The 12,167-nt window shown below is 73.5% G+C and carries 8 protein-coding genes and 2 pseudogenes; 3 read left to right on the forward strand and 7 right to left on the reverse strand.

All coding sequences use genetic code 11. The features are described 5' to 3' along the window. Positions 1 to 19 precede the first annotated feature (19 nt). The 4 genes from ACFY8W_RS00650 to ACFY8W_RS00665 all read right to left on the reverse strand — a co-directional run bounded on the left by ACFY8W_RS00650 (position 20) and on the right by ACFY8W_RS00665 (position 6,228). Positions 20 to 1,291, reverse strand: a complete 1,272-nt coding sequence (locus tag ACFY8W_RS00650; protein WP_391098391.1) for an FAD-dependent monooxygenase — start codon at positions 1,289 to 1,291, stop codon at positions 20 to 22. 152 nt (positions 1,292 to 1,443) lie between these two features. Continuing rightward, positions 1,444 to 2,256: a xanthine dehydrogenase accessory protein XdhC gene (xdhC, locus tag ACFY8W_RS00655; protein ID WP_391101626.1), complete on the reverse strand. Its 813-nt coding sequence runs from the start codon at positions 2,254 to 2,256 to the stop codon at positions 1,444 to 1,446. A gap of 1 nt (position 2,257) precedes the next feature. Continuing rightward, positions 2,258 to 4,669, reverse strand: a complete 2,412-nt coding sequence (xdhB, locus tag ACFY8W_RS00660; RefSeq protein ID WP_391098393.1) for a xanthine dehydrogenase molybdopterin binding subunit — start codon at positions 4,667 to 4,669, stop codon at positions 2,258 to 2,260. Further along, positions 4,666 to 6,228, reverse strand: a complete 1,563-nt coding sequence (locus ACFY8W_RS00665) for an FAD binding domain-containing protein (protein ID WP_391098395.1) — start codon at positions 6,226 to 6,228, stop codon at positions 4,666 to 4,668. Before ACFY8W_RS00665 ends, xdhB begins: the two co-directional genes overlap by 4 nt. A 642-nt stretch (positions 6,229 to 6,870) precedes the next feature. Between ACFY8W_RS00665 and ACFY8W_RS00670 the strand changes: the two genes are divergently transcribed. Both ACFY8W_RS00670 and ACFY8W_RS00675 read left to right on the forward strand, forming a co-directional pair. After that, positions 6,871 to 7,545, forward strand: a complete 675-nt coding sequence (locus tag ACFY8W_RS00670) for a beta-glucanase (RefSeq protein WP_391098398.1) — start codon at positions 6,871 to 6,873, stop codon at positions 7,543 to 7,545. 170 nt (positions 7,546 to 7,715) lie between these two features. After that, on the forward strand, positions 7,716 to 8,462 hold the full coding sequence (locus tag ACFY8W_RS00675; protein ID WP_391098400.1) for a methyltransferase domain-containing protein: 747 nt from the start codon (positions 7,716 to 7,718) through the stop codon (positions 8,460 to 8,462). A gap of 27 nt (positions 8,463 to 8,489) precedes the next feature. Here the strand turns inward: ACFY8W_RS00675 and ACFY8W_RS00680 are convergent. Further along, a pseudogene (locus ACFY8W_RS00680) lies at positions 8,490 to 8,654 on the reverse strand (helix-turn-helix domain-containing protein); the annotation flags it as partial. A gap of 431 nt (positions 8,655 to 9,085) precedes the next feature. On the opposite strand from ACFY8W_RS00680, the gene ACFY8W_RS00685 reads away from it, so the two are divergent. Beyond that, positions 9,086 to 10,168 (forward strand): NAD-dependent epimerase/dehydratase family protein, encoded by a 1,083-nt coding sequence (locus tag ACFY8W_RS00685; RefSeq protein ID WP_391098403.1) that lies wholly within the window; start codon positions 9,086 to 9,088, stop codon positions 10,166 to 10,168. A 41-nt stretch (positions 10,169 to 10,209) separates the two neighbouring features. Here the strand turns inward: ACFY8W_RS00685 and ACFY8W_RS00690 are convergent. Next, positions 10,210 to 11,321 (reverse strand): annotated as a pseudogene (locus tag ACFY8W_RS00690) (sensor histidine kinase). After that, the gene (locus ACFY8W_RS00695) at positions 11,318 to 12,148 is read right to left on the reverse strand and encodes a response regulator (protein ID WP_391098406.1); all 831 of its coding nucleotides are present in this window, start codon (positions 12,146 to 12,148) and stop codon (positions 11,318 to 11,320) included. Before ACFY8W_RS00695 ends, ACFY8W_RS00690 begins: the two are co-directional and overlap by 4 nt. Positions 12,149 to 12,167 lie beyond the last annotated feature (19 nt).

A 12,167-nucleotide genomic window follows, 5' to 3' on the forward strand; every position in this document is an offset into this window, starting at 1 on the left:
CGATCGGCTCCGGTCCAGGTCACGCGCGGACGGGCGGAGTGGCCGTCCTGCGGTGCCTCATGTTGACGACCGCCGCCCTCGCGAGGGCGAGAGGGCTCAGGAAGCGCAACGGGCCGATGAGGCGGGAGGCGAACAGGAACATGTGCCGCGCCATCGCCGCGTCGCGCGCCGCCGCCGAGAACATCAGCTGTTCGCCGGGGTTGAAGGGGCGGGCGGTCTTCGCGAAGTCGACGGCCAGCTTCTGGTGGCCGGTGAGCCGTCGGCGGTGCGTGCGGGCGTACGCCGCGAGCGACTTGTCCAGGTCGCCGCGGCCGGTCACGGCGGTGGCGACCGCCTCTGCCAGCCATTGCGCGGACTGCAGGGCCCACCCGCATCCCACGCCCCACAGCGGATCGCCGGTCAGGGCGGCGTCGCCGACCAACGCGAGGCCCGGTGCCGTCGGTTCGCGCGTGAGCAGCGGGTAGTCGACCGTTCCGATGATCTTCGAGACGCGCTCGGCGGAGTCGACGGGCGGCGCCTCGGGCAGACCACGGACGAAGTCCAGGAAGCTCCCTTCAAGGTCTTCCCGGAAGGCCGGCAGGCGCTTCTTGTCCGGGAGGACGGCGACGACCGTCACCCCGTCGTCGTTGGGGAACGCGTACGCCATGTCGGGTTCGAGGAACCAGGCGTGGGCGATGCCGTCGCGCAGGGGAAGGCCGCGGAAGTGCGCGAGATAGCCGAACCGCGCGTTCTCGTGCCGCCGCACCGGCACCTCGGCGAACTTCGCCACGGCCGAGTCCCTGCCGTCGGCGCCGACCACCAGGCGGGCCCGGATCTCCCGCTCGCCGTCCGCTGCCGATGCCCGGACTCCCACGGTCCGGCCGGCCTCGCGGACCAGTCCGGTCACCTGGTGGCCGAGGAGCAGATCGACGCCGGGCGTCCGGGCCGCGTGGGACCTGATGAGCGGGTCGAGTGTGCTGCGCCGGATGTTGTAGCCGTACGGCAGTCCGGGCCCCGAGGGGGCGGCCCTCGGTTCTATCCAGCCCCAACGGGTGTACCAGCGCGCCTCGTTGCGGATGGCACCCGCCTGCTCCAGGGCGGGCACGAGGCCGAGTTCGTCGAGCACCGGGTAGGCGTTGGCCGTGAGGGAGTGGGTGCACAGCACCTTGTACGCCCCGGGATCCGAGCGGCGTTCCAGGAGTGCGACGCGGGCGCCGCGGCGGGCGAGCAGGATCGCCGCGGCGCTGCCGGCGAGGCTCGCCCCGCTGATGACGACGTCGTAGTCGTGTCCCGCGCTCTCGGGCTTGGTCATGCGCTGATCGTCCCCTTCGGGTGCACGTGCCGTTCGTGGGAGTGATGCAGTGCAACTGGTGTCAGGAGCATGACTGGTTGTCAAGGGCCCGGAGGGCGGGTGACGGGTGTCCAGGACAGCCGCCACCCGGGGGCACGGCGGCGCGGCGCCGCTCAGCCGCCGTCCTGTTCGAACGTCCGGAGCAGGTCCGCCGCGACGCTCACCGCGATCGTGGCGGGTTCCTTCCCGGTGATCCCGGCCGTTCCGATCGGGGTCTTGATCCGGTCGATGGTGACGTCGTCGTGGCCGCCCTCGGTGGCCAGGCGCTGCCGGAAGCGCGCCCATTTGGCGGCCGAGCCGATCAGTCCGATCGTGCCGAGACCAGTGGTGCGCAGGGCGGCGTCGCACAGGGCGGCGTCCTCGGCGTGGTCGTGGGTCATGATCAGCACGTGGGTGCCGGGGGCCAGCTCCGCGAGCACCTCCTCCGGAAGCAGCGGCGTGTGGTGCACGCGGACCTGCGCCACCGCGTCGGCGAGCAGCACGCCGAGCCGTTCGTCGGTGAGCATGTCGGGGCGGGTGTCGACCAGGTGCAGGTCCAGGTCGTGGCGGGCCAGGATGCGTGCCAGTTCGAGGCCGACGTGCCCGACGCCGAAGACCGCGACCGCGGGGACCACCGGCAGCGGTTCGAGCAGCACGGTGACGGCTCCGCCGCAGCATTGCACGCCGTGCCGGCCGGTGACCTTGTCGTTCAGGGCGAACTCCATCAGCTCGGGTTCCGGACCGGCCGTGCCGATCAGCTCGCGGGCCCGGTCGATGGCCACGGCCTCGATGTTGCCGCCGCCGATCGAGCCCCACGCCTCGGTCCGCCCGACGACGAGCTTCGCGCCGGCCCGGCGGGGCGCGTGGCCGCGCACGGTCGCGACGGTCACCAGCACGCCGGGCTCCCGGCGTGCTCGCAACCGCGCGACCGCGGCGACCCAGGTCATGTCAGGCATGGAGCGGTGCGTCGGTGTCGGCGGGATTCCCGATGCCGTCGCGTGCCCGGCCGCCGGCCCGTTCCCGCGCGCCGGCCGCACGGGCCGCTTCGACGGCCCAGTACACCGCCTCCGGTGTTGCGGGAGAGGCGAGTTCCACGCTGACTCCGGCGGGCCCGAACGCCGCGGCGGCCTCCCGCAGGGCTTCCCGCACCGAGAAGGCCAGCATCAGCGGAGGTTCGCCCACGGCCTTGGAGCCGTACACCGCTCCCTCCTCGGTGGCGTTCTCGAGGAGCGTGACGTGGAACTCCTCGGGCATCTCCGAGAAGCTCGGCAGCTTGTACGTGCTCGCGGCCTGGGTCAGCAGCCGACCGCGGTCCGGTCCGTCGCCGGTGTCCCAGCGCAGGTCCTCGAGCGTCAGCCAGCCCGCGCCCTGGACGAAGCCGCCCTCGACCTGGCCGATGTCGATCATCGGGGAGAGGCTGTCGCCGACGTCGTGCACGATGTCCACCCGGCGGATGCGGTACGCGCCGGTGAAGCCGTCCACCTCCACCTCGGTCGCGGCGGCGCCGTAGGAGAAGTACTTGAACGGCGAGCCCCGGAACGCCTTCGCGTCCCAGTGCAGTCCCTCGGTCCGGTAGAAGCCGGCCGCCGACAGCTGCACGCGCTGGAGGTACGCGGTGCGCACCAGGTCGTCCCAGCCCAGTTCCTCGTCGCTGCCGAGGACGCGGGCGACGCCCTCGACGATGCGGACGTCCGAGGCGTTGGCGCCCAGTCGGGTGGCCGCCACCTCCAGGAGTCGTGCCCGGAGCTGCTCACAGGCGTTCTTCACGGCGGCGCCGTTGAGGTCCGCTCCGGAACTGGCGGCGGTGGCGGACGTGTTGGGCACCTTGTCGGTGCGCGTCGGGGCGAGCCGTACCTTGTGCGGCGGGATGCCCAGCGTGGTCGCGGCCACCTGCAGCATCTTGGTGTGCAGGCCCTGGCCCATCTCGGTGCCGCCGTGGTTGATCAGGACCGAGCCGTCCTTGTAGATCAGGACGAGCGCGCCGCCCTGGTTGAAGGCGGTGAGGTTGAAGGAGATGCCGAACTTGATGCCGGTGATCGCGAGCGCCCGCTTGGTGTCCGGGTGCGCGGCGTTGAAGGCCGCGATCTCGCGCCTGCGGTCGGCGATGCGGGACTCCTCCTTGACCTGCCCCCAGACGGTCGAGATCCGCTCGGCGTGGGTGACCGGCTGTCCGTACGGCGTGGTCTGGCCCTGGCCCGGCCGGTAGAAGTTGCGCTCGCGGAGTTCCGTCGGGTCCAGGCCGAGCAGCGGTGCGCAGCGGCCCATGATGTCCTCGATCACCAGCATGCCCTGCGGGCCGCCGAAGCCGCGGAAGGCGGTGTTGGAAACCTTGTTGGTCCTGGCGATGCGGCCGGTGACGCGGGCGTGGGGGATCCAGTAGGTGTTGTCGATGTGGCACATGGCACGGGCCACGACGGGCTCGGACAGATCGAGGCTCCAGCCGCCGTCCGCGGTCAGGGTGGCGTCGAGGGCCTGGATGCGGCCCTCGGCGTCGAAGCCGATCTTCCACGCGGCGTGGAACCCGTGCCGCTTCCCTGACATGGTCAGGTCCTGGGTCCGGTTGAGGCGGAGCCGGACCGGCCGGCCGGTCAGCCGGGCGCCGAGCGCGGCGACGGCCGCGAAGCCGTGCGGCTGCATCTCCTTGCCGCCGAAGCCGCCGCCCATCCGCAGGCACTGCACGGTCACCTCGTGACTGGGCAGGCCGAGCACGTGCGCGACGATCTCCTGTGTCTCCGAGGGGTGCTGGGTGCTGCTCTGGACGAAGACCTGCCCGGCCTCGTCGACGAGGGCCAGCGCCGCGTGCGTCTCGAGGTAGAAGTGCTCCTGGTCGGAGAACTGGAGCTCACCGGTGAACACGTGCGCGGAGTCGGCGAAGCCGGCGTCGACGTCTCCGGCCACCATCACGGGCCGGGCGCCGTGGAAGCTCTCGGCCGCGATCGCGTCCTGCAGGGTGACCAGGGAGGGCAGTTCGTCGAGTTCCACCTCGACGGCCGCCGCGCCGAGCCGGGCCGCCTCCAGGGTCTCGCCGAGCACCCAGGCGACCGCGTGGCCGTGGAACATCACCTCGTCGGGGAACAGCGGCTCGTCGTGCTTCATGCCGGCGTCGTTGACGCCGGGCACGTCCGCACCGGTCAGCACGCGGACCACACCGGGCACGGCGAGCGCGGGCGCGGTGCGCAGCGCGGTGATCCGGCCGTGGGCCTTCATGACCTGGACCGGGTAGGCGTGCAGCACGTCCTTGGTGCGGTGGACCAGGTCGTCGGTGTAGAGCGCGGCGCCCGTGACGTGCAGGCCGGCGCTCTCGTGCGGCAACGGGAGGCCGACGACCGGCTTCTCGGGGCGCTGGGACAGCTGACTCATGACGACACCGCCTCCGTGGTGGTCCGTGCGTACGTCTTCAACAGGCTCTGGCCGAGCATCGCCGAGCGGTACGCGGCGCTGGCGCGGTGGTCGTCCATGGGCGTGCCCTGGGCCCGCAGCACCTGGGCCGCGGACTCGGCCGTCTCCGCCGACCACGGCCTGCCCTCCAGGGCCGCCTCGGTGGCGAGTGCGCGGATCGGGGTGGCGGCCACGCCGCCGAGGCCGATGCGTGCCTTGCGGACGACGCCGTCCTCGATGTCGAGGGCGAAGGCGACCGCGACGCTGGAGATGTCGTCGAAGCGGCGCTTGGCGATCTTGTGGAACGCCACGACAGGCGACAGCGGCAGCGGGATGCGCACCGAGCGGATCAGCTCACCGGGACGGCGCACGCTCTGCCGGTAGCCGGTGAAGTAGTCGGCCAGCGGCACCTCGCGTTCGCCGTCGGGTGCGGCGAGCACCACCGACGACTCCAGGGCGAGCAGGACGGGCGGGGTGTCGCCGATGGGCGAGCCGGTGCCCAGGTTGCCGCCGAGGGTGGCGCTGTTACGGATGAGCCGGGAGGCGAACTGCGGGAACAGCTCTGCCAGCAGCGGGACGCGGCCGTCCAGGCGGCGCTCGATCTCGGTGAGCGTCACCGCCGCGCCGATCTCGATGCGGTCGGTTCCGACGCGCAGGTCGCGGAGTTCGGGCAGCCGGTCGACGGCGACCACGCAACCGGCGCGACGGGACCGGATGTTGACCTCGACGCCCCAGTCGGTGCTGCCGGCGACGACGACCGCGTCGGGCCGCTCGCGCAGCTCGTGCAGCGCCTCGGCCAGGGTGGCGGGCCGCAGGAAGGCGCTGCCGCCCTGGGTGTACGAGGTGGCGACGGGCCCGGGCGGGGCCTGCTCGCGGCGCTGCGCCAGAAGGTCGTCGTCGGCGGGCGCTCCGACGGCGAAGGCCGCGTCGCGGATGGGGCGGTAGCCGGTGCAGCGGCACAGGTTTCCGCTCAGCGCGTGGAGGTCGAATCCGTTCGGACCGTGCTCGGGGTCGGCGGAGGAACGACTGCCGTGGGCGCCGTCGCCGCCGGCCGCGCTCGCGACCGTATCCGCGAGCACATCCGCATCCGCAAGCGCTCCCCCGTCCACGAGCGCGTCCGCGTGTGCGCAGCGGTCGGGGCGGTAGTACTCGGCGGCCATGCTGCAGATGAATCCCGGTGTGCAGTAGCCGCATTGGGAGCCGCCGCGGACGGCCATCTCCTCCTGCACGGGGTGCAGCCCGGGCGGCGTGCCGGGCTCGCCGGGCGGACCCGGGGTGGCGAGTCCTTCGGAGGTGACGATCTCCTGCCCGTCGAGTGCCGCGACCGGGACCAGACAGGCGTTGACCGCCACCCAGTCGGTGGGCTTCTTCACCCCGGGACGGGCCACGAGGACCGCACAGGCGCCGCATTCGCCCTCGGCACAGCCCTCCTTGGTGCCGGTGAGGCCACGCTCGCGCAGGAAGTCGAGCACGGTCGTGTGGGGCGCGAAGGGCGAGATCGGCGCTTCTTTCCCGTTGACGGTGATCCGCGCCTCTACCATGACATGTCCTCATTTCGGTGCACGGTCGATCCGGTCGTCGTAGTCGCCATTTCAGGAGCTTTCTGTATCGGTGGCGCGGCTCGCGAGACCAGGGCGCCCGAACCCGGAGCGCGAGACCCATGGCTCACATCAGCACGCGAAGCCGTGCACACGGTGGACGGCATGCACGGCGCGCCGCGAGGTGGTGACGGAGATCAAGAGATGCCGGGGCCACGATCGGGCGCACCGGGAAAAGAGGGGCTGCTCAGCAGCCGTGCGCTACACGGCCCGGAACCCAGGCGGCCCGGTGAGCGAGGCGGTTCAGGTCGGAGAAGACGGACATCCGACGTCGCCTCCTTTCGACAACCCACGAGCCGGTGCGCTCGAAAGTACGATGCGGCGAGCTGATCGGTCAAGACACCGCACGGCACCCCCTGCCGGACAGCGGTGAGGCCCGGTGAACCGGCGGTCCTGGAACAACCGGAGGCGCTGTCGCGGGTGGTGGCGGACCCGGCGGCGGCGCTCGTCGCGAGGGCTGCGCGTGGCGACTTCCGGACAAGGAGTGAGATATTCCGCATCCGGGCGGCCCCGGCGGGCAGAACAGCCGGAGACACATCGGACGCACGCAGTCCGCTGCGGGATCCCTGACGCGAGGAGAAGCGCATGCCGACCTGGCCCCCGGCCGAAGAGCCGGTATTCAGCGCGGACTTCGGCTCGTCCGACCAGTGGGTCGCGGGCCGCAGCTGGGCCTATCCGAACGGAGGCCCGGTCAATCCGGGCGACAACAAGCTCGACCACCTCGTCGACGATCCCGCGTACAGCCGTACGGGAGTGTTCCGGGCGACCCGCCGGCGCGACGGGCTGTGGGACGCCGGCCTGCTGACCACGGAGGGCAGCCCGGAGGGCTTCGAGGTGCGCACCAGGGACGTGCTGGAGGCGCGGGTGCGGCTCCCGGAGGAGATGGGAGCGTGGCCGGCGATCTGGACCTGGCGCGACGGCGGTCAGGAGGTCGACGTCTTCGAGTACCACCCCGACAACCCCGATCTCCTGGAGCTGTCCAACCGCGTCCGCGGCACCCACCGCTACCACCGCTCCCCCGGCGTCAGGCCGGGCGGCTGGATCACTCTGCGCGTCGAGTTCGGAGCGCGCTCGGTGGTGTGGTGGCTCGACGGGACCGAGGTCTTCGCCGACGACCGGGGCGTCGGACGCGGCTGGCACGCCGCCCTGATCGTCAACCTCTCCGTCTGTGCCGGCCGCTACCACCCCGCACCGGACGACGCGACGACGGAGATGTCCTACGAGGTGCAGGACCTGCGGGTGTTCCGGCCTGGCAGGTGACGCCGGCGCCGCGGGTCACCGCCCCGCGGGTCGCGTGACGTGTGGTCATCACCCGCATCGACGCGAGCGCCTCCTCTTCCGACGCCGGGCATGCGACTCCGCCGCGCACGGCCGGCCGTGGCCGAAGACGCGCTCTGTCCCGGAGGCCCGGCGCGCGGAATAGTCGGGGCATGGCCTCCGACTCTCCCCCGCCGACACGCGCTCTGGCCTTCGGCCGAGCCGCGCGAGCCTATGCCGCACACCGCCCCCGGTACCCCGCCGCCGCCTTCGAGACGGTGGAGGAGTTCAGCGGTCGGCCGCTGGCCGGGGCCCGGGTGGCCGACGTGGGCACCGGGACCGGGATCGCCGCTCGTGCCCTGCACGAACGCGGGGCGACGGTGGTGGGCGTGGAGCCCGGCGCCGAGATGGCGGCGCAGTTCCGCAGTGAGCTGCCCGGGATTCCGCTCGTACGGGGGGACGGCAACCGGCTGCCGCTGGCCGACGCCTCGCTCGACCTCATCACCTACGCCCAGTCCTGGCACTGGACCGACCCCGCCCTCGCCGTCCCGTCGGCCGTGCGGGTCCTGCGCCCCGGGGGCGCGCTCGCGCTGATGTGGAACGACCCCGACCCGTCCGTGCCGTGGGTGGCCGATCAACGCACCAGGATCGAGAAGTGGTTCGGGCCCGGGTGCTTCATCTCCGACGTGGACACCCCGGCCGGGCTCTCCTGGCGCAAGCGCACGCTCCGCTGGTCGCGCCGCATCACCGTCGACTTCCACCTCGCGAAGCTGGCGACGCACTCGGCCGTCATCGTGCTCGGCGAGTCCGAGGCCTCGGCCTTCCTCGCCGCGGAACGGGCGCACCTCGCACGGCACTTCCCGGACGGGTGGATGGACGAACCGTACGTGACGACCGTGACGGTGACCCTCCGCCCCTGACGTTGCGCGTGGGGAAGGAGGGACGGCTCACGGGCGTTCGGCCACGCGGTAGCCCACGCCCGGGATGATGGTGACGACCTGTGGTGCGCCGAGTTTGCGGCGGAGGCGGCCGATGGTCACCGCCACCGTGTTGGTGAACGGGTCGGCGTGCTCGTCCCACACGCGTTCCAGGAGCCTCCGCGACGAGGAAGGCCGGGCCGGCCTCCAGCAGGGCTTCGAGCAGGGCGAACTCCTTCACCGAGAGGTCGAGCCGACTGCCGTCCCGGGTGACCGTCCGCCGGTGCGGATCGAGCTCGATGCCCGCGGCCCGGAGGAGCGGGCCCGGGCGCCGGGCCGGTGCCGGGCCAGGGCCCGGACGCGGAGCACCGGTTCGGGGAAGTGGAAGGGCTTGGCCAGATAGTCGTCGGCTCCCCGAGGCGATCGCGACCAGGATCCCATCGGCCCGTGGGCCGGCCTCGGCGTCCTCGCCGCCTGGACGGCGGCCGCCCTGCTCACCGGTGGCCTGCTGCTGCGCCTGCGCGACGCGTAGTTCCGCGGTGGCGGCGGGCCGCGGGGCTGACGGAAGTCTTACGGAGCGGCGCGGACGGCCCCGCCGCCCGCGCCTTTTCCGTAGCGTTCCGGGCATGCGCGTACTCGTCACCGGAGGAGCCGGGTTCATCGGCTCGCACATCGTCACGGCACTGCTCGCCGCGGGCCACGATCCCGTCGTCCTGGACGCGCTGCTGCCGAGCGCGCACGCCGCCGTACCGGAGCGTCCGCCCGTCGGGTTCACGCACGCCGACGTCAGGGACGCGGCAGAGGTACGGGCGGCCCTCACCGGAGTCGACGCGGTCTGTCACCAGGCCGCGATGGTCGGCCTCGGCAAGGACTTCGCCGACGCCCCCGACTACGTGGCCTGCAACGACCTCGGCACGGCCGTGCTCCTCTCGCAGATGGCGGAGGCGGGCGTGCGGCGGCTGGTCCTCGCGGGCTCGATGGTGGTGTACGGGGAGGGCCGGTACGAGTGTGTCCGGCACGGCCAGGTCCGGCCGGGCGCGCGCCGCCCCGAGGACCTGGCCGCGGGCCGCTTCGAACCGCGCTGTCCCGCGTGCGGCGAGGAACTCGCGCCCGGACTGGTCGGGGAGGACGCACCGGCCGACCCCCGCAACGTGTACGCCACGACGAAGCTCGCCCAGGAGCACCTGGCGTCGGCCTGGGCCCGGGCGGTGGGCGGGACGGCGGTGTCGCTGCGCTACCACAACGTGTACGGGCCGGGCATGCCCCGGGACACCCCGTACGCGGGCGTGGCCTCGCTGTTCCGCTCGGCACTCGCCCGCGGCGAGGCGCCCCGCGTCTTCGAGGACGGCGGGCAGCGTAGGGACTTCGTGCACGTGCGGGACGTCGCGGCGGCCAACGTGCTCGCCCTGGAGGCCGTCGCCGTGCTGCCGGCCGGCGCCCTCACCCCGTACAACACCGGCAGCGGGGAGCCCCACACGGTGGGCGAGATGGCGGCGGCGCTCGCGCGGGCGCACGGCGGCCCCGGTCCGGTGGTGACCGGGGAGTTCCGGCTCGGGGACGTCCGGCACGTCACCGCGGACTCCTCACGGCTGCGGCGCGACCTCGGATGGGAGCCGGAGACCGGCTTCGCCGAAGGCATGGCCGACTTCGCCCTGGCCGGCCTGCGTGCCCCGGCGCGCCCCGGCCACGCGTCCGTCCTGGACGGGTGAGGCCGCACCGCCGGTGTCACGGCCGGGAGCGGCCGGCGGTGTCAGCCCGCCGCGGCGGGCAGGGTGACCTCGAAGCGGCAGCCGCCGGGGACGTTGCGCACTTCGGCTCGGCCCGCGTGGGCCTCGACGATGCCGCGGACGATCGCGAGGCCGAGGCCGGCACCGGCCGGTGGGGTGCGGGCCTCGGTGCCGCGCCAGCCGGTGTCGAAGACGCGGGGAAGGTCGGCGTCGGGGATGCCGCCGCAGCCGTCGGTGACGGACAGGACGACGGCGTCGTCGCGGCGTTCGGCGGTGACGGCGACCGTGCCGTCGGCGGGCGTGTGGCGGATGGCGTTGCCGAGGAGGTTGGCGAGGACGCGGGTCATCTCCTTGCCGTCGACCTCCACGGGCACGGCCTCGACCCGCTTCCCGACCAGGCGCACCCCGTGCTCGCGCGCGAGCGGGTCGGCGCCGCTGAGGGCGTCGCCGACCAGGTCGTAGACGGAGACACGGCTCGGGCTGAGGGCGAGGGCGCCGGCATGGATGCGGGAGAGCTCGAAGAGGTCGGTGACCATGCCGGTCAGGCGTTCGACCTCGGTGCGGATCTGCCGGTGGTAGCGGGCGGGATCGGCGGCCATGCCGTCCTCCAGGGCCTCCGCCATGACCCGCAGCCCGGCGAGGGGGTGCGCAGGTCGTGCGAGATCCAGGCGACGAGCTCGCGACGGGACGCCTCCAGGGAGCGCTCACGGGCCCGGGACGCCTCGAGCTTGGCGCTGGTGGCGGCCAGTTCACGGGTGAGCGTCGCGAGTTCGGCGGTGGCGGCGCCGTCGGGGGCGGAGAAGCTGCCGCCGTCGCCGAAGGCGCGCGCGGCGCGGGCGAGCGCCCGGCTCCGGGCCACGACCCACCGGCCGAGCACGAGGGCGGTGCCGAGGGCGACGAGGGCGGCCATCGCGGCGACGACGGTCACCACCCACAGGTCGTGCGCGGACAGGAACATCGCCTGGGCGACGGCGAGCGTCCCCGCGAGCATCGCCGTGACGGTGACGGCGGCGACGACGGTCAGCGAGACGGCGACCGAGCGGTGGCGGACGAGGCGCAGGACGACCGCTCCGGCGAGGCCGGCGCACACGGCGCCGGCGAGGGCGAACGCGGCGATGAGCAGGACGTCCTTCACGCCACGCCCTCCGCGTGCCCCGCCGCACCCGCGCGCCCCGTACCCTCCGCGTGCCCCGCCGCACCCGCGCGCCCCGCCGCACCCGCGTGCCCGGGCTCCGGCCCCCGCTCCGGCACCGGTCCCGGCTCGAAGCGGTAGCCGACGCCCCACACCGTCTGGATCAGCCGGGGCATGGCCGGGTCCTCCTCGATCTTGGCCCGCAGACGGCGGACGTGGACGGTCACCGTCGAGAGGTCGCCGAAGTCCCAGCCCCACACCCGCCGCATCAGGTCCTCCCGGGCGTGCGCCGTCCGGGGGTGCTCCAGGAAGTACGACAGGAGGTCGAACTCCCGCAAGGTGAGGGCGAGTTCACGGTCGGCTCGGGTGGCGCGGCGGGTCGCCGGGTCCACGACGAGGTCTCCGGCCCGGAGCACCGGCCGGGCGGCGGCGCCGGCCGAGGCCCGGCTCCTGCGCAGCACGGACTCCACGCGCAGTACGAGTTCGCGCGGGCTGAACGGCTTCGTGACGTAGTCGTCCGCGCCCACCTCCAGGCCGGTGATCCGGTCCTCCTCGTCGCCCCGCGCGGTCAGCATGATCACGGGGACGGGTCCGTCGGCACGAAGCCGCCGGCACACCTCCAGGCCGTCAAGGCCCGGCAGCATGAGGTCGAGCACGACCAGCTCCGGTCGTCGTTCCCCGGCCCTGCGCAACGCGTCGACGCCGTCGGCGGCGTGTTCGACGGCGAACCCGACCCTCTCCAGGTAGCCGGTGACCACCTCGGCCACCGTCGGATCGTCCTCCACCACCAGGATCCGTGCCCGGCTCCCCGGGCCTGCGCTCTCGCTCATGCCGCACAGCGTCGCATCC

It is taken from the genome of Streptomyces sp. NPDC012637, from assembly GCF_042954805.1.
Classification (GTDB): Bacteria; Actinomycetota; Actinomycetes; order Streptomycetales; family Streptomycetaceae; genus Streptomyces.